The organism is Streptomyces sp. NPDC057963 (assembly GCF_042887155.1).
In the GTDB taxonomy this organism is placed as follows: domain Bacteria; phylum Actinomycetota; class Actinomycetes; order Streptomycetales; family Streptomycetaceae; genus Streptomyces.
On record NZ_JBHVPX010000023.1, the window covers coordinates 61,590 to 85,648 of the forward strand.

Annotated in this window: 18 protein-coding genes and 2 pseudogenes; 9 read left to right on the forward strand and 11 right to left on the reverse strand. The window is 67.9% G+C overall.

Going from position 1 to position 24,059, the window contains the following annotated elements:
- Positions 1-5: 5 nt before the first annotated feature.
- Positions 6-326 carry a hypothetical protein gene (locus tag ACFVT1_RS34180; protein WP_389802727.1) on the reverse strand — a complete coding sequence of 107 codons (321 nt, stop codon included), beginning with the start codon at positions 324-326 and terminating at the stop codon, positions 6-8.
- A gap of 388 nt (positions 327-714) precedes the next feature.
- Between ACFVT1_RS34180 and ACFVT1_RS34185 the strand changes: the two genes are divergently transcribed.
- The gene (locus ACFVT1_RS34185) at positions 715-1,131 is read left to right on the forward strand and encodes a CU044_2847 family protein (RefSeq protein WP_389802730.1); all 417 of its coding nucleotides are present in this window, start codon (positions 715-717) and stop codon (positions 1,129-1,131) included.
- Positions 1,128-5,537 carry a trypsin-like peptidase domain-containing protein gene (locus tag ACFVT1_RS34190; protein WP_389802733.1) on the forward strand — a complete coding sequence of 1,470 codons (4,410 nt, stop codon included), beginning with the start codon at positions 1,128-1,130 and terminating at the stop codon, positions 5,535-5,537. The genes ACFVT1_RS34185 and ACFVT1_RS34190 overlap by 4 nt, the downstream gene beginning before the upstream one ends.
- A 55-nt stretch (positions 5,538-5,592) precedes the next feature.
- Here ACFVT1_RS34190 and ACFVT1_RS34195 read toward each other — a convergent pair.
- The 4 genes and pseudogenes from ACFVT1_RS34195 to ACFVT1_RS34210 all read right to left on the reverse strand — a co-directional run.
- Positions 5,593-5,732 (reverse strand): annotated as a pseudogene (locus tag ACFVT1_RS34195) (restriction endonuclease); the annotation flags it as partial.
- 104 nt (positions 5,733-5,836) lie between these two features.
- Positions 5,837-6,283: a hypothetical protein gene (locus tag ACFVT1_RS34200; RefSeq protein ID WP_389802736.1), complete on the reverse strand. Its 447-nt coding sequence runs from the start codon at positions 6,281-6,283 to the stop codon at positions 5,837-5,839.
- Positions 6,280-6,690 (reverse strand): hypothetical protein, encoded by a 411-nt coding sequence (locus ACFVT1_RS34205; protein WP_389802738.1) that lies wholly within the window; start codon positions 6,688-6,690, stop codon positions 6,280-6,282. Before ACFVT1_RS34205 ends, ACFVT1_RS34200 begins: the two co-directional genes overlap by 4 nt.
- Positions 6,691-7,387: 697 nt before the next feature.
- On the reverse strand, positions 7,388-7,909 hold the full coding sequence (locus tag ACFVT1_RS34210) for a DUF3592 domain-containing protein (RefSeq protein WP_389802741.1): 522 nt from the start codon (positions 7,907-7,909) through the stop codon (positions 7,388-7,390).
- A gap of 153 nt (positions 7,910-8,062) precedes the next feature.
- Between ACFVT1_RS34210 and ACFVT1_RS34215 the strand changes: the two genes are divergently transcribed.
- From ACFVT1_RS34215 to ACFVT1_RS34225, 3 genes are all read left to right on the forward strand, one after another.
- Complete coding sequence (locus ACFVT1_RS34215; protein WP_389802744.1) at positions 8,063-8,392, forward strand: hypothetical protein; 330 nt, start codon at positions 8,063-8,065, stop codon at positions 8,390-8,392.
- Positions 8,393-8,629: 237 nt separating this feature from the next.
- Positions 8,630-8,944, forward strand: a complete 315-nt coding sequence (locus tag ACFVT1_RS34220; RefSeq protein ID WP_389802746.1) for a hypothetical protein — start codon at positions 8,630-8,632, stop codon at positions 8,942-8,944.
- Positions 8,916-9,572 carry a hypothetical protein gene (locus tag ACFVT1_RS34225; RefSeq protein ID WP_389802748.1) on the forward strand — a complete coding sequence of 219 codons (657 nt, stop codon included), beginning with the start codon at positions 8,916-8,918 and terminating at the stop codon, positions 9,570-9,572. The genes ACFVT1_RS34220 and ACFVT1_RS34225 overlap by 29 nt, the downstream gene beginning before the upstream one ends.
- 300 nt (positions 9,573-9,872) lie before the next feature.
- Here the strand turns inward: ACFVT1_RS34225 and ACFVT1_RS34230 are convergent, their stop codons facing one another.
- The 6 genes from ACFVT1_RS34230 to ACFVT1_RS34255 all read right to left on the reverse strand — a co-directional run bounded on the left by ACFVT1_RS34230 (position 9,873) and on the right by ACFVT1_RS34255 (position 17,005).
- Positions 9,873-10,592 (reverse strand): hypothetical protein, encoded by a 720-nt coding sequence (locus ACFVT1_RS34230; protein WP_389802750.1) that lies wholly within the window; start codon positions 10,590-10,592, stop codon positions 9,873-9,875.
- A 680-nt stretch (positions 10,593-11,272) separates the two neighbouring features.
- Entirely contained in the window at positions 11,273-12,121 is an 849-nt protein-coding gene (locus ACFVT1_RS34235) for a carbohydrate ABC transporter permease (protein ID WP_389802753.1), read from the reverse strand.
- A complete protein-coding gene (locus ACFVT1_RS34240; RefSeq protein ID WP_389802756.1) occupies positions 12,111-13,067 on the reverse strand; it encodes a carbohydrate ABC transporter permease in 957 nt (318 codons plus the stop codon). The genes ACFVT1_RS34235 and ACFVT1_RS34240 overlap by 11 nt, the downstream gene beginning before the upstream one ends.
- Positions 13,064-14,326: an extracellular solute-binding protein gene (locus tag ACFVT1_RS34245; protein ID WP_389802759.1), complete on the reverse strand. Its 1,263-nt coding sequence runs from the start codon at positions 14,324-14,326 to the stop codon at positions 13,064-13,066. Before ACFVT1_RS34245 ends, ACFVT1_RS34240 begins: the two co-directional genes overlap by 4 nt.
- A gap of 37 nt (positions 14,327-14,363) precedes the next feature.
- Complete coding sequence (locus ACFVT1_RS34250; RefSeq protein WP_389802791.1) at positions 14,364-15,950, reverse strand: FAD-dependent oxidoreductase; 1,587 nt, start codon at positions 15,948-15,950, stop codon at positions 14,364-14,366.
- Positions 15,951-15,955: 5 nt separating this feature from the next.
- Complete coding sequence (locus ACFVT1_RS34255) at positions 15,956-17,005, reverse strand: LacI family DNA-binding transcriptional regulator (protein ID WP_389802761.1); 1,050 nt, start codon at positions 17,003-17,005, stop codon at positions 15,956-15,958.
- A 169-nt stretch (positions 17,006-17,174) separates the two neighbouring features.
- Between ACFVT1_RS34255 and ACFVT1_RS34260 the strand changes: the two genes are divergently transcribed.
- From ACFVT1_RS34260 to ACFVT1_RS34275, 4 genes and pseudogenes are all read left to right on the forward strand, one after another.
- Entirely contained in the window at positions 17,175-19,571 is a 2,397-nt protein-coding gene (locus ACFVT1_RS34260; RefSeq protein ID WP_389802764.1) for a hypothetical protein, read from the forward strand.
- A gap of 296 nt (positions 19,572-19,867) precedes the next feature.
- Positions 19,868-21,514 carry a glycoside hydrolase family 13 protein gene (locus tag ACFVT1_RS34265; RefSeq protein WP_389802767.1) on the forward strand — a complete coding sequence of 549 codons (1,647 nt, stop codon included), beginning with the start codon at positions 19,868-19,870 and terminating at the stop codon, positions 21,512-21,514.
- A 121-nt stretch (positions 21,515-21,635) separates the two neighbouring features.
- Positions 21,636-23,011: pseudogene (locus ACFVT1_RS34270) on the forward strand (IS1380 family transposase).
- A gap of 211 nt (positions 23,012-23,222) precedes the next feature.
- Positions 23,223-23,681, forward strand: coding sequence for a hypothetical protein (locus tag ACFVT1_RS34275; protein ID WP_389802770.1), 459 nt, complete (start codon positions 23,223-23,225; stop codon positions 23,679-23,681).
- Positions 23,682-24,059: the final 378 nt, after the last annotated feature.

The following is a 24,059-nucleotide window of genomic DNA, read 5'->3' on the forward strand; positions in this document are numbered from 1 at the left end:
GCAGGTCAGGTGCCGCTGCTCAGCCGCTCGAAGATCGAGCCTACGGGTGTGGTGGCGAGGTGGGGTTCGAGCTCAACGGCGAGGTCGGTGAGCAGGCTGGCGCAGCGGCCGGACTCGACCAGGGCCGCGATGTCCATCGCCTCGGTGGCGGTGCTCGCGGCGGCATCAAGGTCGTGGCGGCGGGCCTGGGAAGTGGAGATCCAGGTCAGGTAGAAGACCCTGTCGCGCAGCGCGCCGGATTCCAGGGCAGCGAGGCCGTCGGTGAGCAGACTCTCGGCAGTGGCCGGGTCCTCGAGGTCGAGGAATGCGCGGCCGGTCTCCGCCATGTGCGATGGCTTGCACCTCCAGTACGCCCAAACTGGGTTCTCATCCCTGGCGCGGGCCCGCACATCGTCCGCGGCTACTTCGGCGGCCCTCACGTCCACTACGTCTACATCCTGAACGAGAACCCCATGAGTTTCTGATCAATATGCGGTCACAGCACTCGCGCCGAACCCGGGATCTGGGGCCGGCCCGCCCCTACCGACCCGCACTCCACGACGCCGATATGTGTACACCGTTTGTGAAGCCCAGTACGGTAGCAGCAATTCCGGAGGCCTTGCGGCAACAGAGCGTCTGACAAACGGAATCGCGCTTTGCCGGGCGGGGCTGGAGCTTCATAGGGCACGCTGGGCACACAGCCTCCCGCCGGGAGGGCGAGAGGGAGCTGCACACATGGCATATCTCGTTGAACTTCCGCTCAGCAGGCCCGGCGGGAAGCCGGGGGAGACGGTCAGGGTGGCGATTGAGGAGCAGCCCGGGGACGGCCTGGTCCAGGTCGCCCGGCCCGGGCAGGTGGTGGCACGCGCCACCCGGTCCCTGGGTGAACTGCTCTCCGGCGTACGGCCGGTGGCCGAGAACTTCGTGGACACCTTCAGCGGAATGGCGCGTGGACCCGACGAGATCACCCTTGAGTTCGGACTCTCGTTGTCCGCCGAGGCCGATGTGGTGATCAGCAGCACCTCCGCCCAGGCCAACTTCGCTGTACGGCTGACATGGGACCGCCGTGCTCCGGAAGACGGGGCACCGGACGAGCCGCCCGGCGCCCCCGGCGGACAAGTGAGGGTGCCGACGCCCGCCACCCCCGCGTGAGCGTCTCCGTTCGGCAGGGGGACAGTACGGGGCCGGGGCCGGCTGGGCTGACCGCTGCGCTGCTGCGGATCAGCGACGCCCACGGCAGTCCCCGCGGCGTCGGATTCCTTGTCACCGACGATCTCGCCTTCACCTGCGCGCATGTTGTCACCGCCGCGCTCGGCCTGATGGATGGCAGGCAGCCGCCCGCTGGTGCCGAGGTCACTGTCGACCTGCCCCTGGCGCGTGTTCCAACAGCCCCTGAGCCTGCGGACTCCGATGCACCTGCCGCCTCCGGCCCGCTGCCCCGGACCCAGGTGAGGGCCCGTATCGCGCATTGGGTGCCCGCGCACGACTCCGGCGCGGGAGACATAGCGGTACTGCGGCTGTCGTCGCCGTTACCGGGGGCGCGAGCGGTTCGTCTTGTCGAGACGGTCGACACTTGGGGGCATGCGGCGCGGGCCTTCGGGTTCCCCGTCGGGCGGCCGGGGGGTGTATGGCACTCGGGCGTGCTGCGCGACCGGCAGGCCGGCGGATGGGTGCAGGCCGACCTTGCGGCAAGTGGTGGCTACCGGGTCACCGGCGGGTTCAGCGGTGGCCCCGTGTGGGACGACCAACTCGGCGGCGTGGTCGGCATGATCACCGTGGCCGAAACGGGTGATCCCCCGGCCAGCTACCTGGTCCCGACCGATACGTTGCTCGCCGCCCGGCCCGAACTGCGGGCGCTCACCTTGCCGCTGTCGCCGTTCCGGGGCCTGGCCGCCTTCCGTGAGGCCGACGTCGGCCTCTTCTACGGGCGGGCGACGGAGAGCGCGGAGTTGGTGGAGCAGGTCCTCAGTCAGCAGTGGACCTGCCTGGTCGGCCCTTCGGGCTGCGGCAAGTCGTCGCTCGCATTGGCCGGGGCCGTACCGCAGCTGCGTGCCAGGGGTTTCGCGGTGGCCGTACTACGGCCCTCCGCCGGGAGCAGCCCCGCCGCGGCGCTCGCCGCTGCTCTGCTGCCGTTACTGGAACCGGACTTCTCCGAGAGCGCCCGGCTCGCCATCCTGCCGAACGTCACCGCCCTCCTCACCAGCGGCACCTTGCCCGATGTCGTCGCCCGGGTCCTCCACCGCCAGGAATGCGACCGCCTGCTGATCGTCGTCGACCAGTTGGAGGAGGCGTTCGGGCCCACGCCCGAGGCCGCGGACGTACTGGGCGGTCTGCTCTTCACCGACCGGCTCCCGGAACCCGTGCACGTCCTGACCACCCTGCGCGCCGACTTCCTGGAAGCAGTCCTTGAGCACCCGGCGGCGGGGCCCTCCCTACGCCGCTGCCTGTACGCACTCGGCCCACTGGAACCCGGGCAGTTGCGGGAGGTCGTCGCGGCCCCGGTCGACGCGGTACCCGGCGTCGGATACGAGTCCGGACTCGTCGAACGCATTCTCACCGACACCGGCGACGCTCCGGGTGCCCTCCCGCTGCTCGGTTTCACTCTCGACCAGCTCTGGCTGCGGCAGACGGGCGGCCTGATCACCCACCGGGCGTACGAGGAACTCGGCGGCGTCACCGGCGCCCTCGGCCGGCACGCCGACCGGGTATGGACCACGCGAGTGCCCGCAGCGGATGCGGCCGCGGGCCGGCGTCTGCTCACGGCACTGATCCGGGTGCCGCTCGGTTCGACCGCGGCCACCCGCCGTACGGCACTGCGCCCCGAACTCGACGACGCCCAATGGAGGATCGCCCAACGGCTCGCGGCCACCCGGCTGTTGGTGACCGGCAACAGCCCCGAGGGGACCGAAACGGTGGAGCTCGCCCATGAAGCTCTGCTCAGCGGCTGGGAGCTGCTGGCCGCTCAGGTGGCCGAAGACCGGGCGTTCCTCGTCTGGCGGGAGGCGCTCCGGCACGATCTGCACCGCTGGGAGAGCGGCGGGCGGGCCGTCGACCTGCTGCCGGGCCCCGCCGCGCTGGCCACAGCCGCCCCCTGGCTGCACGATCGACCCGCCGACCTCAGCGCCGCGGAACGTGCCTACCTCGACGAAGGAAGCGCCCACCAGCGCTCCCGCGCCCGCAGGCGGCGTACGTTTCGGTCGGGCATTGCAGTCATCGCTGTCGTCGTGCTCGTCCTCGGTTCGCTCTTCGGGTACTACCGGCAGGTCAGTATCACCCGCGCCGCGGAGTCCGCCTCCCGTGAGCTCGCCCGGTACTCCTCCGACCAGGCCGAGAGCGATCCCGTGCTGTCGGCGCAACTCGCGATTGCCGCATACCACACGTCCCACACCCGCGAGGCGCGGGACGCACTGCTGCAGGCGTACCTGGCGAACAGCTTCTCCGACCGCGTCCTGACCGGGCCCCAGGACGCCCCCATCGGGGCCTCGTCCATGACCAGCATTCTCACGGGTGACGCGGGGGCCATCCGGACCAGCCTCAACGGCGATGTGCTGGTCGCCAACTCCGGCGGTGGCCGGGCCACGGCCTTCACGCACGCGACCGGTGGCCGCGTACGCAGCCAGCGCATGGACGCGGGCGTGCAGGTCGCGCAGCCGCTGGTCTCCGGCGACGGACGGAAGGCCGGGTTCCTCGCCCTGAACGGTGGCCTGATCTGGTACGACGTGCACTCGGGCACTGAGGGGCCACTGCTCGTGCCCACGCCGCACCGACTGAAGCCGGTGCCCGGGGCGATCGGCAGGACCGGCCAGTACGACGGCTACCAGGCGGTGATGTCGCAGGACGGCCGTTACGCCGCCGCCCTCGGCAAGGAGGAGCTGCTCTGGTGGGACCTGGACGCCCGGGGCGGAGCCGGGGCCAGCGGCCGGGTGGCCCTCACGCGCGACGTGCCGCACGACATCCGGTTCGCACCCGGCGGCGGCAGCGTGCTCATTGAGGTCTCCCGGTCGTTCAAGGACGATTACGGCCGAGGGGTGCTGGCAGTCGACCGCATCACGGGCAGGACCCGGATGGTCGTGGACGGCAAGGACATCAAGGGTGTGCGGATCTCCGGGGACGGCTCGGCCGTGGCGGTCTGTACGGAGCTGGGCGCCGACAGCAGCGACGGCGTCACCATCTGGCGGCAGCCCGTCACAGCCGGGCCGACGAAGAGTAGGCCGCCCGGCTACACGGAGAAGGATCTCGGGTGCGAAGCGATGCAGAGTGTCGACACCACAGGCCGCCACGTCGCGCTCAAGGAGAAGGGCTGGACCAACCTGATTGATCTGGACGGCCGCACCATCGCGGCCAGCACGGGGCAGACGCGCGGGGGCACCTCGTTGAGTGCGTATCCGCTGCTCGGCACCGTCGGTGGCATGCCCGCGTTGATCGCCGTGGGGAAGAATCGCGTGGTCTACTCCCGGCTCGCCGCGCACAATCGCGTCATTCCGGCCCGCACGCTGCAACTCACTGACGACGGCAGCAAGGTGATCGCCGTGCTCTCGGACGGTTCACGAATCGGGATCGTGCCCGTCGGCGCCTCCGAGCCGACGGTCCGGGTCTACCGCCCCAAGCCGTACTGGCCGCCGAAGGACGGCGACCTCATCATGGTCGACCGGGCGGAGAAGAACCTGGCGGAACGGGTCGGCAGCAACCGAGTCATGATCCGGACGGTCGCCACGCTCCGACCGGTCCACGAGATCACCACCGCGCCCCCGCCTGCCGGCTCCAGCGGGGACATCACCTACTTCTTCGATCGGTTGGGGAACCTAATCACGGTCTCCGGCACGGTGATCCAGCGCTGGGAGACGGCCAGCGGGCGGCAGTTGGCACGCTACGACGCTAGAGTCCTCCATCCGTCCGGAGGGGAGAGCACACCGGGCCTGATGGTGGCGAACCACCCCGAGCCGGGCCGGGTCGCGGTCACCGTGTGGGGCGAGCCGAACGTACGCGTCATCAACCTGGCCGAGGGCCGCACGGAATCCACGCTGGCTACGGGCACGGACACCAACACCGTGGCATTCGACAGGGACGGCCGGTACTTCGCACTGCTGCGCAGGGGCGGTGCGGTGGAGCTGTGGCGGCGTGATCAGCTGAGGAAGGTGATGGGCCCGGTGGGGCTGGGGGACGACAGCGCGCAATTCGCGGCCGCTTTCCCCAGCGAGACGTCGTTCCTCCTGGCCAGCCATGGCTTGGTCCACATCTACCGGCTCGGGGAACCGGCCAGGGAGCAGGACGTCTACAACCTTGGGTCGCCGTCCTCCGGATCCAGCCCGTACAGGTTCCAGGCCGTCTCGCTAGACGGCCGGACCGTGCTGTACACCGACGGCGGAGGCAGCAGCACCCCTCTCCGGCTGGACCCCGGCGTATGGCGCCACGCGCTGTGCAGCGCCATCGGCTACCGCGAGTTGACCGCCGAAGAGCGCGAGGGGCTGCCGGTCGAGGTGCCAGGGGAGTCTCTCTGTCCGGAGCCGGGGTCCCATACCGGAGAGCCGGATCCCGGCCGACCGGCACTGATCGGTTGAGCGATCTTGAGTATCTGGGCTGTGGCCGGCTCCAAGGCCGTTACCCGCCATCGGTGGCGTAGCGCCGGACGCCGGCGGCGACCGCGCGGGCGTGCCCGGTCAGTTGGAGGGCGGTCTGCTCATAGTCGCGGAGTTCGAGGTGCGGGCCGTCCACGCGGGCACGGCGGTGACGAACGCTTCATGCGGGGCTCGATTTGCGGCTCACACGCAGGATGAGTGGCTGAGCATCGCCGTGTTCTCTGGGATCCAGCTCATTTCCGTGCCCGAGCCGCCTCGTTCCCGGTCCACGAACCTCCCGTTCACGTACTCCGAGAACGTCCTTCAGAGGCACGACGTCGGGGAATAGGCCGAACCTTCGCCGCATCGGCTTCCGTGCCTGCCAGAGCGGCATTCTCCAGCGTTAGCAAATGGAGAGCGGCCGCATAAATCTTGAGCCGCTCTTCGAGGAACCGGTAGTGGGCCTGCGGATCGGAGTGCTTCTTCTTCAGCTCTTCGAAGGCGTCGGCGGTTCTGACGTGTGTCGCACGCTTCGCGGCCTCCTCGAGGTTCGCGGCCTGGAAGAGGTCCTTGAGGTCCGGGTGCTGGTGGGTCAGATGCCAGCGCTTAACGCCGGCCTCGATGGCCAGCTGCGAGACGTTGAGCCGTCCACTCGATCGTTGCGGGGTGCCGGCGATGAGCCGGTTCATCGCGGCGAGGGGTGCCCGGCGGACGGGATCCGTCTCTTGATCGAAGGGGAACGTGGTCACTGGTCCTGCGCTTCCTGCTCATGGGCATCAATGATCGCCTTGAGACGGTCCAACTCGTGCTGCTCGCGGGCGTGCCGAATGGGCGGGCAGAGCGGTGCGGCCACGACCTCTTCCAATTCGATCACCTGTTGTCTGTGGTGCTCGATGTCGCGATCAGTCCGGGCGAGGCAGAGGCAATGGGGACGACAGTCGTCCGTGTCCGGCGTGACCATCGGGTCGTCGACCGTGCCGCGAAGCGGGCAGGCTGCACTCCTGGGGTTGAGGACGCACGTCATGCCCTCGCCGTGGTGGATCTGCAGCAGCGGATTGCCGAGCAGGTTCGTCCCGCAGCACCACCGAGGCAGCCCGCGCTTGACCGGATAGATGTCGACAACGCCGTCTCTGCGGGCTCGAAACCGCAGCACCACTGCGGCGTCAGGTACTCGATCAGGGCTACATCGTCGGCGGGCGCGTCTCTGCGGGTTTGTCCCGCAGCACCACTACGGCTGGCGGTCGTTGTCGATCAGGGCGAGGCCTGGGAGCGTCTCTGCGGGTTCGTCCCGCAGCACTGTCCGAGATGCTCGACACCTGCAACACCTGACCCCGCCCAGCGATTTACCGCACGGCCAGCCCCGTCAGGCGAGGGCGTCACTGAGCAGCCGGTGCGGGGCACCGGTCAGGTATCGGTGGAGCAGTTGGGCGCGGGAGTGCACCCGGCCACGATCATCGCGTACACGCACGATCCGGATGAGATGACCTACATCACAGCGAGTCTTGAGGGCTTCCTTGAAGTATCCATCGCCGAAATTTTGGAAATCCGGAGGGGTACGCAACTGAGACCCGATCAAAGGAATCCATCTACTGAGCGTCAATGCGTTGCAGGATGAGGTTATGCGGGTCTGCTCGGGAGGCTGTCGTTCCGGTGAAAGCTCTGTTGGGACAACAACCCGCACCGAGCCAGAGATCGATGATGTGCGAGCCGCGTCTACTTCCGGCGTACAGTGCACGCTCGGCATCCATGTGCCGGACGAGTGCTCACTTCTCGGAAGATTTGCGCCGAGTCCAGGCCTGAGCCATGGCCTGGGCGGTCTCCGGACCGAGGTGCCGAGTGGCAGCCTGGTCAATTTAATCGAAATTTTCCGTGTACCGCTTCGTGAAACTCCCGAAAAGCCTCCGTAGGACGAGACCTGCGATTCCCAGAGGAACCATTGCTGTCGAGATGACCAGCAAAAGCAAATCGAAGGTATTCCTGGTGAGAGTATTCCAGTAGCCGAGGTCCGAGGGAAGGGCGACCGTGCCGGTATCCGCCGGATCGTACACGACTACCATGGTGTAGCCGTCCCTTACTTGACGTGTCTTGAATTTCAGCGGCGATTCAACGGAACGCCCGCCGGACGGGGTAAAGCGTACCCAGCAGGTGACAGACAGCTCACCACCGTTTTCGTCGTGGAGAGCTTGCCGGCATCTCGTGACATTCGCGTGAGTCTGGACCCCGCGACTCTTCAAGGTAGATATCACCTTGGTGTGGTTCGGTATCGTGAATGCGATGATCGCGATGAAACCACACAACCCCACAACGATCACTGTGATGGACGTTATCGTGAGATATGTGAGCAGATTGCGTTGACGCGCGGGCTTCGTGCTCATCGGCTCCCTGACGTAATTGGATCAGTCGATAATGGTCTACCCCGCCCATCCGGGGCGTGATCGTTTCGTGGCAGACCAATGGACCGCACCTCAAGTGCGGACCGTCATCCCCCATCGGCTACCGACCTGGGCGTCCTCGGATAATCTGAGGACATGGCGAAGTGCTACCGGGACGAGCGAGCTGCCCGTCACAAGCCCGTACTGATCTCCAAGTCGGCCCAGGGCGTCGAAGAGGGCTACCGACTCGTAGGCCCAGGCGGAGCGCTCACTCCGATCATCAGCCACGTGCAATGGCTGGACAACCATCCCGACGGCCCCGACACGCACATGATGATCTCCTTCGAGGACGGCACGAACGTCGAGTTCCCCTTCGATGTCCCACTGGCTGTCATCTGGAACGACGAGCAACGAGCCGTCAACGAGACGGACTTGCTGGACGTGGCTCCCGCTGTGTGGCGTACCCCCGCTGAACGCAGGTGTTAGGCGTGTCGCCCAGGGGTGTAACGCCGCCGGTCGAGGTCGACCGCGGGCCCAGGGAAGCCTCATGCTTCCTCAACTGACCAGAGCATCCACCTGCCCCCTCGCCTCTGGTTACGGGCACCGCTCGGCAGTACACCATCCCACTCAAGGTTACTTCCCGGCGGCCAGGCCGGATGCCTGACGCTGGCGGAGCGCTGCGTCCTCGGTATCACCGCCAACCGCGACCACCTTCGGGCCACGGTGGAGAACACCATCGGCATCGCCACCGCCCTCAACCCGCACATCGCATACGCCCAGGCGAACGCCGCCGCACAGGAAGCGCTCGTCACCGGCCGCACCGTCGCCGACATCGCCCTGGCACCTGGACTCCTCACGCAGGCCAACCTCGACGACATCCTCCGCCCGGAAGCCTCGTACGGTCCGGCAGTTGCAGTTCCAGGTGACAGCGGTAAGGAAGCGGGCAGCGATGGCGCAACCCGGCCGTCCCGTCGGCAACGCCCTCACCAACGGATGGCAGTGTTGGCGCATGACCGAAGACGAAGATCCCCATCCTGATGACTGGCCGACGCAGGCACGCCAGTCGTTCCTCACCACCGTGTGGAACATGGCTGTCGACGACGATTCCTACACCGACGGCTACCCGTCGTGGATCGAGTCCTGGCTACGAGGCCACGAACAGGGGGGCGTTCCCGGCAGCGGATCGGCTGCGGCGCTGCACCGGATCCTGGCGTGCGGGGCGGATCCGGACGATCTGACCGATGTGGTGCGGCAGATGCAGCACGATCTTGCCTACAACGTCTGCCAGCTGATCGACGATCCAGGGCTGTTGGGCATCGGACTGGACGAGGACTGGTCCGAGCAGACCGACTTCCGCTGGGAGCTCGTGGCGGTCCGCACCGCACAGCCGACAGAGCGGGCACCGATCGATGGACTGCACTCCTCACTCGACGAGCTCGACCCCAGCGGCCGCGGCGGCGAGCCACGCGGCCGACCCGTTCCCGCCCGACTGCCGGGCTATCCCCTCCACGCGCGGCTGGCAGTTGCCCACGTACGCTCGGGCGACCGCGTCCAGGCGATCAACACCTGGCGGAAGGCGACCGGCGCGTCGGTGATGGAGGCGAAGGCAGCCATCGACCAACTTCTCGACCAGTTGCGGCAAGATCCGGAGAACTCGCAGCAGTGACCGAGGAACGGCTGTCGCACACGCCGCAGTTGTGACGGCCGGCGGAGATTCCCAGCTGCCTTACCGTGACCCGGAAATCCTTCGGTGAACACCACAGAGCTTCCCTGGATCAGGATAGGATTGAATTCAATTCAACGGGAAATCGGGCTGCGCCTGAATTTGAGGGACTTACGTACGGTTTTCGGGGCCCGCACCGTGACCTGCTGATCAAACGTAGGCCCCGGGAACGAAACGCCCTCCGCCGAGCACACCGGGTGGGGTCCGCGACGGTCGGCCGTCGGGAGCGTAAGTGCCGGGGCCTCAGCTCCAGTCGAAGGTCAGCAGGGCCAACCGGTCTACGGGTTCGAAGAACAGCAGAATCTGGTCGGCGCCGCTGCGTCGGTAGTGCCAGCCCGGCACCGCCGCCACGAACTGGAACCGGTTTCCGGCCGGGCTGATCGGCCACGCGTGGTCGTCGTCGTACTCAAGGTGAAACAGGTCGGGATCTACCCAGTTGCTGTGGGCGTCGGCATGGCCGCCGAGTTGGTCCAGCAGAGCCACCGGGTCGAGCGTTCCGTACAGCGGGGAACCCTCGTCGTCGAGCCTGAGCAGTTCGCCCACACGGCGGAAGGTGTCCCGGTGAGTCTGGTAGCTGCGTTCTTGGCACTCGCAGTGCTCATCGAGCCGGGCGCGGAATCCTTCCCAGGGCTCGGGTACTTCCTCGGGGGTTGCCGCCCGCACGAAGTAGCGCACGTCGCCGAGCAGGCGGTAGCGGTCGCCGTCCATCGCGAACCCGAGCCAGTTGGTTGTCTGCAGGGCCGAGTGGAATGCCTGGGTGTGGTCACCGATGTATCCCTCCGCCGGTTCCAGCGGGCTGACCAGGTGGATCCAGCCGTGCCAGGCCGGGTTGATCTGGGCCAGATCGATGGAGATCAACGGGTGCAGGTGCCGGGCCAGTTCGACCTGGTCGGCGACGAACACGTCCGCAGGCTCAGGGTAGACCCGCAGACCCGTCCCGGCCGTCCTGACGTCTTCCCGCATCAGGGACTCTCCACCGCCCTCCCCTGCGCCGGACCGGGCTGCCCATCGCGTGCCGACAGCGGGAAACTCCTCCGCGGACATCCATGACCCCTTCTGCAACCCCGCACATGTGATCGATCACGTGACGATCAACCCTACCCACCGGAACAGACAGGGCTGGGAGCACCGGGGAGGCCCGTACGCCGTCGTACTGTGCCTGCTCGCGCATGTTCTCACCAGTGCGAGCACGTCGCGGTGGGCATGGCGTTTCGGCTCGTGGCGACCCGTCGACCGCGCAGCCCGGCAGGCGTTGGATGAGCAGGACCGGCATCAGGCGCCGTCCATGGCTGCCGGACGGCCCGCCGCACTCTCGAAGGAGCACAGCACCGTGAACGATCCCACAGTACGGCGGCCTGCGACGCCTCAACTGTCGTCGGCAGGGCCCGTACCGCGGCGGTGTCCGTACTGTCCGTCGCCTCGCCCGCCGGCCCGTTCTCGACGGCGGTGCCGTCAGGTGCGGTGTGGACCATGTCCAGCCGACGCACCGCGGACGTCCGGCCGTTCGCCCGCAGGACTGCCTGCGACGCGGACACCGCAGCCGTCCGGAACACGTCACGGTGCGGCACCGGGCGGGCCCCGGCGGGTGCCTGGCGTGCTGAGGGTTCGGTTTTCTCGACGAGAGGCGGCTGGCAGCCTGGCGTTCATTTGAGACCGGAGTGGGACAGTCCTTCGATGAAGTGGCGCTGGGCCAGGACGAAGACGATCAGCATCGGCAGGACGGTCATGGTGGCGGCGGCGAGTTGGGTGTTCCACATCGGGCCGCCGTAGGCGTCGGTGAAGCGGGTCAGGGCCTGCGGCAAGGTGAACAGTTCCGGTGACGTGAGGTACACCGTGGGTTCCAGGTAGAGGTTCCAGGAGGCGAGGAACGTCAGGATAGCCACCGCCGACAAGGCCGGTCTGGCCAGCGGCAGGCAGATCCGCCACCAGATCGAGGGACGGCCGAGGCCGTCGAGGCGACCGGCTTCCTCCAGTTCGACGGGGAGGGCGATGAAGAACTGCCGCATGATGAACGTGGCCAGCACACACGGTCCGGCCAGCGCGGTCACCAGGATCAGCGGCCAGTGCGTGTTGATCAGGCCGGCCGACTTGAACAGCTGGAACAGCGGCACGATCGTCACTTCGCTCGGTACGAGCATTCCGGTCAGCACCACCAGGAACAGCGCGTTCGCGCCGGGAAACCGGATCCGGGCGAAGGCGTACCCGGCCAGACTGGACACCAGCAGGGTGATCAGTGTTACCAGTACGGCGATGTAGACACTGTTGAAATACTGCCGGGCCAAGGGCTGGAAGCTGAATGCCTCGGCGTACGCGGACAGGGTCGGCGAGTCGGTCCACAGCGACGGCGGGGCCTCGAAGATCTCCGCCAGCGGTTTGACCGACGCGGCGACCATCCAGATCGTCGGCACCACGAACGGGATCGCCAGCACGCCCAGTGCAACCACCAGCAGTACCGACCGAACTCTGCCGGTCCGCACTCGGTCAATCCTCATAGAACACCCACTTACGACGCAGCTGCCATTGCAGCAAGGTGAGCAGCATGACGAAGGACAGCAGCATCAGGGCCAGCGTCGAGCCGTAGCCGATGTCGTTGAACTCGAAAGCCTGCTGGAACACGTAGTACACGAGGACCGTGGTGGACAGCCCCGGCCCGCCACCGGTCAGGACGGCGATCTGGGCGAAGGACTGCAACGCCCCGACCACCGTGACGATGACGGTCAACAGCACCGTCGGTGAGATCATCGGCAACGTGATCCGGGCGAAGACCGTGCGGCTGTTCGCACCGTCGATCCGAGCGGCCTCGTACAGCTCCCGCGGCACGCCCTGCAGGGCTGCCAGGAACAGCACCATGTTGACCCCGACGCTGCGCACCACCTGAGTGAGGATCACCGACACCATCGCGGTGTCGCCTTCCTGGAGCCAGTTCGGCCCGTCGATCCCGACCGTGCCCAGCAGGCCGTTGATGCCACCGTTGTCCTGGAGCAGGAAGCCCCACACCAGGGTCCAGGCGACCACGGAGACCACCACCGGGGAGAAGAACAGCGTCCTGAACACCGTGACACCGCGGAACTTGCGGTTCAGCAGGACGGCGATCAGGAGCCCGAGCGTGATGTTGACGATCACCACCCCGCCGGAGAAGAGCACCGTTGCCAGCAGCACCTTGGGCAGCTGCGGATCGTCGGCCAGGGCCGCATAGTTCTCGCCGCCGACGAAGGTCTGCTTGCCGGTGAAGACGTTCCGCTTGTTCAGGCTGTACCAGATCGCCACACCGACCGGCAGTAGGACGAACACCGCCACCCCGACGAGCTGCGGCAGGATGAACAGGTAGCCGGTCAGCACGTCCCGCCGGCGGGTCGTCCAGAAGCCTGGCCCGAATGTACGTGCGCCCTTGGCGGCAGCCTGCGGGGTGGCCCGCTCAGCGGTCCGTGTCGTGGTCACTTGGCCAGAATCGGATCGATCGCGGCGCAGACCGAGCGCAGGACGGCCGGGATGTCGGCACCAGGGCGCCACATCGCGTCCAGCGCCGTCTTGCCCTTCTGGGCGATCTCCGCCGGGCTGGTGTGGTTGGGCAGCGTGACGGCGTCCGGCAGCTGGTCGACCACCGCGTCCTGGAGTTGGGCGGGCTTCAGGACCTTGTTGTTCGCGGCGAGCTTGTCCCCGGTCAGCAGCGACTTCCGGGGCGGCGGGAAGTACTGGGCCAGTTTGGCGGCGTTCTCCGGATCGGTCAGGTACGCGAGGAAGTCCTCCGCCTGCTTCTGGTGCTTGCTGGAGGACAGTACGCCCATCCCGGCCTGGCCGAAGACGGAGTACGTGCCCTTGGGTCCCGCGGGCAGCGGGTGCAGCCCGAAGCCGAACGTGCCGGTCAGCAGCGAGGCGCGGGAGACCTGCGCGACGGTGAAGGCGGAGTCGCCGGCGAAGAAGTCGGCGGTGGTGCCCGGTCCGGGCATGGCCTGGGTCTTGAATGCCGCGTCGTGGAGGAAGGTGAACGCCTGCTGCATCTCGGGGCTGTCGAAGGTGCAGGTTTTGCCGTCCGCGCTCCACGCCGATGCGCCCCAGCCGGTCCACACGGTGGCCAGCGTGTTCCACGCCTTGTAGTCGAAGTCGCGGATGACGAAGCCGGCCTTGCCGGTCTTGGCGTGGACGGCCGCTCCGGCGGCCGCGACTTGATCCCAGGTCAGTGTGGCCGGATCGATCTTCTGTCCGGCTTTGGCGAGCAGGTCGGTGTTTACGTAGAGGGCGTACGGCGAGTTGGAGAACGGGTAGGCGTACAGCGTGCCGTCGTGGCTGTACTCCGCTGTCGCGCTGTCGAGCAGGTCGTTGTACTTCCAGCCGGGGGTGGCCTTGAACTTGTCAGTCAGTCCGACGAGGGCGTCGGAGGCGATGAGATCCCGCGACAGGTCGCCCATCCAGGCGAGATCCGGGGCGTTGCCGCCGGCGATCTGTGTGGTGAGCGTCGTGTTGTAGTCCTCGAACGGGAGGCTCTCGAAGGTGATCTTCGAGACGTCGGGGTGGTCCGCGCGGTAGGCGTCGGCGATGCGGTTGAACAGCCCCAGCTGGGCTTTGTCCGAAGTCCAGACCGTCATCCGCAGCTGGACTGCCTTGTCCGAGGTGTCGGCCGGCGGCCCGGCACAGGCGGCGCTGAGTGCGAGGACCGTCGTCAGGGCGACGGTGCCGAGCGCCTTTCTGGTTCTGATCATGGTGGTTCCCTTCGATGTGCGGGGTGTCCGGTCCGGCTCAGTAGCCGACGACCTCGGGCCAGTGAAGTTCGACGCCGGCCTCGGTCAGCCGGCGTTGGAGTTGGTCGACGAGTGCGGGTTCGGCGGTGACCTGCTGCGGGCTCAGTCCGCGGTCGAGGCAGAACGCGGTGAGTTCGCCCGCGGACTCGCCGATGTTCCATTCGACTGGGTGGAGCCGGTAGGCGCCGTTGGTGATGTGGGTGGTGCCGATGTTCTTGGCGGCGGGGAGCAGATTCTGGGTCCGGACCGGGACCAGGGCGCCCAGCGGGATCTCGAACGGTGCCGACTCGACGTCGATGTAGTTGTCGCCGCCTGTCGAGGGGTGCAGGTCGATCCGGTACATCCCCACCCCGACGGATGCGTCGAAGCGGGCCGGCCCGTCGGACCCTCGGGCCTTCACCGAGATGTCCTGCTCGCGGACGGTGGTCAGCGCCTTGATCCGGCGGGATTCCCGGATGTACGGGGCCTGTGCGAAGCCGTCGTCGGTTCCCACCAGGTCCCCGCGCAGCCGCAGTCCTGGCCAGCCTCGGCCGCCGTCGGGCCGGGGCGCCTCGGTCTGCAGCCAGTGGACGTAGGCCCGGGACTGCGCCTTCGCCGCAGCCAAGTGCTGCAGTCGTTCGGCGGTGTCGATGATCGAGCCGCCGACATAGTCCAGCTGGGGCCAGTTGGCCAGCACGATGTCGCTGTCGTACAGGCCGTCGGCGAAGGTCTGCCGGGCGGCGATCCGCCGGAACTGCCACAGGTCCTGATCGCCGGCGTCGAACCGCGGATCACCGGAGACGTCCTGCTCCGGATTCACGATCATGGTGCGCTGCCCCGGCGCCAGGGTGCGCGGATCGGGTGCGGTGAACGACAGCATCGGCGCACCCCAGTAGGGCAGTTCGAACGAGCGCCAGTCGTCGTAGTCGTCGGGCCGGGCGATCGTGTGGTCCCCGGCGGTGTGGTCGAAGACGAAACACCATGCGATCGACTGCACGTTGGCCGGGTCGGCGACATCGGGAGCGCTCGGTTCACCGGTGTCGGACCGCGCCTCGGCGCCGACGACGTACTCGGTGCCGGTCAGCGGCAGCAGATCACCGGTCTCGGTGCCGTCCAGCACGAACTCCGCCGTGATCACGCTCTGCGCCCCGGTCCGCGGATCCGCGACCGTGACCGTGCGGACCACCCCGTCCACGGTCTCGGCCCCGACCGGGACCGCGGGCTGAAGGACGGTCAGCCGGCCGCTCGACCGGTACGGTGCGAGGAGAGCATCGATCACCGCGAGCGCCACCCGCGGCTCGTGGCACAGCCGGCTCACCCGGCCGCGCCCCGGGTTGAGTTCACGGTCCGCGCGAGCCGCCGCCGCCAGCGGGTAGTGGTCCCGGTAGTAGCGGCGGATGTTCTCCCGCAGTGTCCGATAGCGGGCGGTTACGCCGAACTGCTCCACCCAGATGTGCTCGTCCGGTGGCACCGCCTGCGACGTCAGCTGGCCGCCCAGCCACGGGTACTCCTCGGTCATCACCACGCGGTGTCCGCGCTGCAGCAGCGCGAGAGCGGCTGCCACAGAGCCAAGACCGCCGCCGATGACCGCCACCTCTGTGGCGATCCTGTTCACGACCGCCCCGCTGTCCGGGCGGCGATGGTGCCGCCCGCTTCGACCTCGGCCGCCAGGAGCCGCTGGGTGTCCAGATCGGCCCACTCCTGCGGGTCGGTGGTGATCAGCTGCTGGAGCAGTTCAAGTGCTTCGGCGGCGACCTGTTTGCGTGGCACGCGAAAGCCCGTCAGTGCCCGTCCGTCGGTGCGATGACCGCGGACCTCACCGAACGCAGCGACCGAGATCTCGTTGGGCACGTCCACCTCGGCACCGACGAGCGAGAGGATGACATCCTCGGTGAGGAAGGCGTCCTCGGCGATGATTAGCGTGGCCTCCGTGGCCCGGGCCAGCCGGGGCAGCTCGGCAACCCGCTCGTCACCCACCAGCATGAACGCCATGCGGCCCGCCGCCGAAGCGGCCTCGACCGCGCCGCGCCGGTCCCGGGCGGTGGCAGTGTCCCGGCCGCGGTGTACGTACAGCGCCTGGCGGTGTCCGCTGTTCGCAGCCAGGTCGATCAGGGTGTGCGCCGGGGTGACGTAGTCGACGCCGACGTACGGCACGGCCGCGGCCGTCTCATCCCTGCGGCCGACCGCGACGAACGGGAACTGCTCGGCGACCAGCCGTTCCAGCTCGGAGCCGACCATCTGCTGGCCGAGCAGGACGCAGCCGTCGGTGAGCCGCAGCCGGGTCTTGCGGTGGAACAGGCTGCGGGTGCCGTTCTCCACCGGTGAGGACGTGAAGAACAGCAGGTCCCAGCCGATCTGCTCGGCCGCGCGTTCGATGCCGTTCAGCAGCGGACCGTAGAAGTCGAGGCTCTCCGGCGACAGAGCCTCCTCGTAGGTGAAGACGCCGATGATCTGGTTGTCCAGACCGGCCAGCCGGCGGGCGGCCGGATCGGCGACGTAGGTCGCCTGCTCAAGCGCCTGCTTGACCCGCGCCCGGGTCTCTTCCGGGATGCGCACGTTCGTGCCCTCACGATCGTTCAGCACCACCGAGACGGTGGTCTGGCTGACCCCCGCGATCTCGGCGATCTCGCGCTGGGTGACCCGGCGCGGCTTCGTTGGCATTGATCCTCCGGTGATAATGCGTAACTTCAGCGGACGTCGGTGACGTTAAACCGCTCGAAACAAAAGCGCAATACCCCTTGACCAAAGGCATGCCTAGTTGAGACCGTCCGTGTCACGACGTTGAAGATAGGCATTATCAAAATCGTTCTCGGCCAGACAGGAGCAGACGATGACAACCTCACATGCCGAAGGCGCCCGCCTCAGCCGTCGCGGTCTTCTCGGCGCGGTGCTCGCGGCCGGCGTTGTGCTGATCACCGAGCCCACCGCCGTGACGGCCCATGCCGCGGACGGCGATGTCACCCTGACCGCCGGCGGGATCAGCCTGCTGGCAGGCATCGGCGGCCGGCTCGCCATCCGCGACGCAGCCGGTGTCACCCGCAGCGCCGGGTCGAAGTTCCAGATCAAGGACCGGCTCACCGGTATCCACCTGTCGACCGGCGGCACCCCCGCACTGGCCACCCTGCCGGACGGGACACCGGCGATCCGGATGGACTACACCTTCGACGCGGCCGCCGGGCCGACGACCGTCACAGGCTGGTTCAGCGTCACCACCGAGCACGCCCGGCTGGAGTGGCGGATCACCGGCGCGGGCACCCTGGTGCCGGACGGCTTCCTGTTCAGCCGGGCGATCCAGGCGCCGACCGCGCCCGACGACTACCTCGCGATCACCGATTGGGTCCGCGACGCCCGCGGCGGCATCCCTTACGAGGAGACCGCCGGCGTCGCACATACCTCGACCTGGGGCAGCCGGCACGGGCTGTTCCTGCTGGACCGCTCACTCCAGGCATGGACGAACACGACCTGGATCCACGCACCGGGAACGGCCGACCCGGCCGGCGGGTGGACCAGCCGGGCCGACTTCTACTTCTCCGAGACCAGGCCGTCGGCCACAGCCACCATCGGCCGCGGCCGCGAACTCGGCCTGGAGCTGACCACCGACAGAGACTTCAACCTCTACCAGGTGCCCGGCGAGCCGATGCGGCTCACCGCCCTGGTCGCCAACGGCGGTGCGGCACGTACGGCCGAACTGGAGCTGTCGGTACGCGACTTCGACGGCGCCCAGATCGCCGCCACCACCGTGACCGGCAGCATCGCCGCCGCGGGCACCTGGCAGCACACCTTCACCGTGCCCGCCCCGGCCGCCGGTATCGCGTTCGCCGAGGTCGTCGTACGGTCCGCAGGCGACGAGGCGTTCGCCCGGACCAACCTCGCGACCCTGCCGCCGTTCACCTATCAGGCCGGCGCGGACGGCATGTTCGGGATCGCCAACTACCCATGGCTGCAACGGCCCAGCGCCGACGCCGTACTTGACCTCTGGCAGCGGGCCGGCATCTCCCTGGTCCGCATCGCCTACGACGGCGGCCCGGGCCTGCCGCCCTCGGTGTTCGACGCACGGGGCATGCGCCACAACATCGAGCTGCAGCCGTCCCTCGACGCGACCGACACCGAGGCCGCGACCTGGGCGGCCGACAAACTGACTGTGGCGCAAGGGGCCGGAGCCGGCTACTTCGAGGTCGGCAACGAACTGAACCGGCCGTTCAACACGGGAACAGCCGCCCAGGCATACCTGGACAAGGCGCTGCGGCCGGTATTCGACCACCGGGCTGCGACCGGCACCGCAGTCAAGCTGATGAACAACGGGCTCGCCGGGATGGACAGGCCCTGGGTGGAGAACTTCATCGCCGCCGGCGGCTGGGACCTGATCGACGCGTTCGCCTATCACCCCGGCCGCGGCAACTTCACCCCGGACTACATACCGCCGGGCGACGACTGGAGCACCGGAGCAGAAGGCACGTACTGGAACTTCTACGGCGGCCTGAAGCAGCTCAAGGCGCTGATGGCGCAGCACGGTGAGAAGGAGATCTGGCTGACCGAGGCCTACGCGCCGACCAAGCCGAACAGCTGGTGGCACGACACCTACCGGCACGCCGCCGAGAATGTCCTGCTCAGCCTGGCTCTGGCCAAGGCCGAAGGCGTCACCTGTGTGTGCTGGTACCAGTTCCACGACAGTGTGCTGGGCATGCCGCAGGTCGCCGACCCGGGCAACGTCGAATACCACTACGGGCTGATGAACCGTGACCTCAGCCCGAAGCCGTCGCTCCTGGCGTACGCGAACGCGGCCCGCGCACTCGACCAGGCCGTCTTCCGGGGGTGGCTGACCTTCCCCGAACCACAGACCTTCGGCCTGTGGTTCGACACGCCCGACGGCCCAGCGGTCGTCCTGTGGAACCGGGCCGACGGCTACCTGCTCAACACCTCCGGCCGGCGCACCGACTGGCACTTCCCCGCGCCCGAGGCCTGGACCGACCCCTGGCCGACCAAGACCCACCTCACGGTCACCACCGGCAACGCCGTACGCGAGCTGGACGCCATCGGCCGCAGCCGGCAGCTGTCACCGGCCCAGGGCAAGGTGACCCTCACCCTCGACGGCTCACCACGCATCTTCTACGGCCTGACACCACTGGCCAAACCCGGCGCCAACATGCTGGCAGGCTGTCGGCTGCGCAGGCCCGGCGACCGGCCGTCGCAGCCGTCTGGACCGTCAGGGAGACGTTCCGCAACGTAGTCGTCCCGCTCGCCGAGCCGGGCGCTACACCGTCGCGATCACCACCTTCGTCGTGGCCTGGAACGAGTTCCTCGTCGCCCTGCCGACGACGAACCGGCCTGGCATGCAGACAGCGCCACCCCGTCCAAAACTCCCTTCGGAAGCCGGAAGCCGGAAGCCGGAAGCCGGAAGCCGGAAGCCGGAAGCCGGCAAGGATGCCGGTCATCCTGGTGCCGCTCTTCCAGCTACGCATCGTCGCCGGGCCGACCGCCGGACCGGCAAATCAGCCACCCCTCGTTCAAGGAGCAACCAGCCACATGTCCGTTCCCGGCACCTCACCCTGGTGGCGCAGCGCCGTCATCTACCAGGTCTACATCCGCAGTTTCTCCGACAGCGACGGCGACGGCATCGGCGACATCGCCGGCATCCGCTCCCGGCTGCCGTATCTCAAGTCGCTCGGCGTGGACGCCATCTGGATCAATCCCTGGTACAAGTCGCCGATGGCCGACCACGGTTACGACGTGGCCGACTACCGCGCGATCGATGAGCTGTTCGGCACCGTGGCCGACGCCGAACAGCTCATCACGGAGGCGCACCGGCACGGGATCCGCGTCATCCCCGACATCGTCCCGAACCACACCTCCGACCAACACGCCTGGTTCCAGACAGCCCTGGCCTCAGGCCCCGGCAGCCCGGAGCGGGAGCGGTACGTCTTCCGGCCCGGCCGAGGCCCCGACGGCACCCGGCCGCCCAACAACTGGGTCTCCGAATTCGGCGGCCCCGCATGGACCCGGCTGCCCGACGGCGACTGGTACCTGCACCTGTTCGCCCCCGAGCAGCCCGACCTCAACTGGAACCACCCCGATGTCCAAGCCGAGTTCGAAGCCGTCCTGCGGTTCTGGTTCGGCCGGGGCGTGGACGGCTTCCGCATCGATGTCGCCCACGGCCTTGTCAAGGACCCCGAACTGCCCGACCTCCTACCCCAACCGGACGCGGCGGCCCAAGAGCCCCGGCAGCACCTCGACCACCCGCACTGGGACCGCGACGAGGTACACGACATCTTCCGCGCCTGGCGCAAGGTCGCCGACGAGTTCGACGGGGAGCGGTGCTTCGTCGCCGAAGCCTGGGCGGACACCCCGGAGCGCCTCGCCGCCTATGTCCGCAAGGACGCCCTGCACACCGCCTTCAATTTCGACTTCCTCATGGCCGACTGGAACCCGGAGAACCTGCGCACGGTCATCGACGACTCCCTCGCCATGCTCGGTGCCGTCGGCGCACCAGCCACCTGGGTCCTCTCCAACCACGACGTCATGCGCCACCCCAGCCGCTACGGCCGAAACGCCGCCAAGCGCTGGGCCGCCGGCGAGCGCTACGAACCCGGCGGCCCCCTCGACCTGCCCCTGGGCACACGTCGCGCCCGCGCCGCCGCCCTCCTCACCCTCGCCCTCCCCGGCGGCGCCTACATCTACCAGGGCGAGGAACTCGGCCTTCCTGAAGTCGAAGACCTGCCCAAGGACGTCCTGCAGGACCCCATCTGGGAACGCTCCGGACACACCGACACCGGCCGCGACGGCTGCCGGGTGCCCATCCCCTGGTCCGGGCAGCACCCGCCGTTCGGCTTCAGCCCCGACAACGCCACCACCGCCCCCTGGCTGCCCCAGCCCGCCAACTGGAACGAGCTCACTGTCGAGGCACAGACCGGCGACCAGAACTCCATTCTGGAGCTGTACCGCACCGCCCTGCGCCTGCGCCGCGAACACCCCGCCCTCGGCGACGGCACCATGACCTGGCTCGACGCGCCCCCCGGCGTCCTCGCTTTCCGCCGCGACCCTGGCTTCGTCTGCGTGGTCAACCTCTCCGCCACCCCCTACCCACTCCCCGACCACTCCTCCGTCCTCCTCGGCAGCACCTCCGTCGAGGACGGTTTGCTGGCACCGGATCACGCGGTCTGGCTCGACCTCTAGCCTCGGGCTTTCACCTGGCCGGGTGTCCGATGCGTGATCGAAAACGCGAAGAGTGCTTCTGACCTGCAACGATGGGACTTGTCTAGGGTCCGGGTCGTCGCATGAAAGAAGCACTCCTCAGGTGAAGAAGCGTATCGGGTCCTATCCGCGTGTTCGCATCGAGGGCGGCGGGAGCGGGGTGGTCTCGCAGGCCGGCGGGGTGCTGCTGGTCGAGACCGCCCGTAAGACCGGCCTGGATAGCGCGATATCGGCGGCGCTGACGCCGTGGCGGCGGCCTCGGGCGGTGCACGATCCGGGCAAGATCCTGCTGGATGTGGCTCTCGCGGTCGCGCTGGGCGGGGACTGCCTGGCCGATGCAGGAATGTTGCGGGCCGAGCCGGCTGTGTTCGGGCCGGTGGCCTCCGACCCAACGGTCTCCCGGCTGATCGACGCCCTCGCCGCGGCCGGGGACAAGGCCCTGACCGCGATCCGCTCGGCGCGGGCCGAAGTACGCGAGTACGTCTGGGCGTTGGCCAAGGACGCTTCTCCGGATGCGGGCGGCCAGGTGATCGTGGACCTGGACGGAGTGCTGGTCCTGGCCCACTCCGACAAGCAGGACGCGGCCGCGACCTGGAAGAAGTCGTTTGGACATCACTCACTGATGGGCTTCGTCGACCACGGAAGTGGTGGCACCGGGGAGCCGGTGGCAGCCCTGCTACGACCCGGGAACGCGGGATCCAACACCGCCGCCGACCACATCACCGCCACCCAAATCGCCCTGGCCCAGCTCCCCAAACGCCACCGGCGCGGCCGGTCCACACTGATCCGTACCGACTCCGCGGGCGGCACCCATGAGTTTCTCGCCTGGCTCACAAAACGGGGCCGGTGGCTGTCGTACTCGTCGGGATGATCATCACTGAGCAGATTCATCAGGCCGTGTGGAAGGTCCCGGCCTCCGCCTGGAGTCCGGCGGTCGAGCCGGGCGGTGAGATCCGCGACGGCGCTTGGACCGCCGAACTCGGCGGCGACGTGCTCAAGGGCTGGCCGAAGGGGATCCGGCTGATCGTCCGCAAGGAACGACCCCACCCCGGCGCCCAGTTGCGGTTCACAGACGTAGACGGACTACGACTCACCTGCTTCGCCACCAATACGACTGGCGGGGCGATCACAGACCTGGAACTGAGGCACCGCCGACGGGCCAGGGCAGAGGACCGCATTCGCAACGCGCGGGCCACCGGTCTGCGGAACCTGCCCCTGCGCGAGACCGCGCAGAACCGGATCTGGCTGGAGATCGTCCAGCTCGCCCTCGACTTGCTCGCCTGGATGCCGATGCTCGCTCTGACCGGCAAACCCCGACTCTGGGAGCCCCACCGTCTGCGGTTGCGGCTGTTCTCCGCCGCTGCCCAAATCATCACCACCGCCCGCCAACGACACCTGCGATTCGCCGGACACTGGCCATGGACCGACGTGATCACAGACGCGATAAGACGGCTCGACACCCTCCCGAACCCAGGCTGACCAGCAACGACCCGCCCCGACGAGCAGAAAAGCCACCGACCGGAACCGTGGAACCCGGCGCCCACCCGATGCGACGATCGGGCCCCCTGCATGCCCGCACACATTCCACAACGACGAATGGGCCGCCAGTCGAAGCTGACGATCAATCACGAAAGATCAAGGTTAGAGTGTCGTTTGATCTTTCCTGCCGGCCGAGGAATGGAGTGCTTTCGTGGCCTTATTGGTTCGAGAAGACGTGCTTGACGTGCGGGTTTCCTTCAACAGTTTCGCCTTCCAGGAGTCGGACGACAGCTTGGTCCCGGTGCCATACAACCAGGCATATGTGCAAGGCGGCTTCCTGACCCAGCACGTGCGCAGGATTGATGTGTACAGCGGCGCGCATACCCACGACGCCGAGGTGCAGGTGCGGGTCTGGGACATGGAGCCAGAGGCGGGTGGAGGGCCCTGGGACGAGCAGGATGAGGTCAACTTCGAGTCGGCCACCGGGGATGTCGCGGTCTGGTCGACGGTCCATGGCCGCTTGCCCGATCTGATCAGCCTGGGCGCCCCGGGCCGGTGGCGGGTTCGGGTGAGCTGCTCGGGGAGGGCCGAGGCCAAGCGGGTGTCCGAGCAAGAAGGGGTCGCCTACGGCGCGGAGAAGTACGTCGTCGACTTCTGGCTCCAGCGGTGACGAAGCGGGCTCGCTCCAAGGGGTAACACTTGGGGCGAGCCCGCATCCTCGGTCAGCTGATCTTGACGATGAAGCCGTCTTCCGGTCCGTCAATCATGCGGTTGTTCGTGTAGAAACCGGCGAGCAGATTGCCGGCGGCACCGTTCTGCTTGCCGTCCAGGGGCATTGCGGAGTAGTTGTTCCTCTCTACGTGGACGTCGTACTCCTCAATGGCGGATCCCTGATAGGTGGAGGCGAAGGGAAATTCGTCGCACTCCTTGCCTCCGTCGGTGTAATTGTCGCCCTAGTACTGCAACCGCGTTTGGTGTGACGGAAGCTCATTTCAAGGGCTGTGGCCTCGTCGTTTGTAGTGGCTGACGAGTGCTCGGTGTTGCGCTT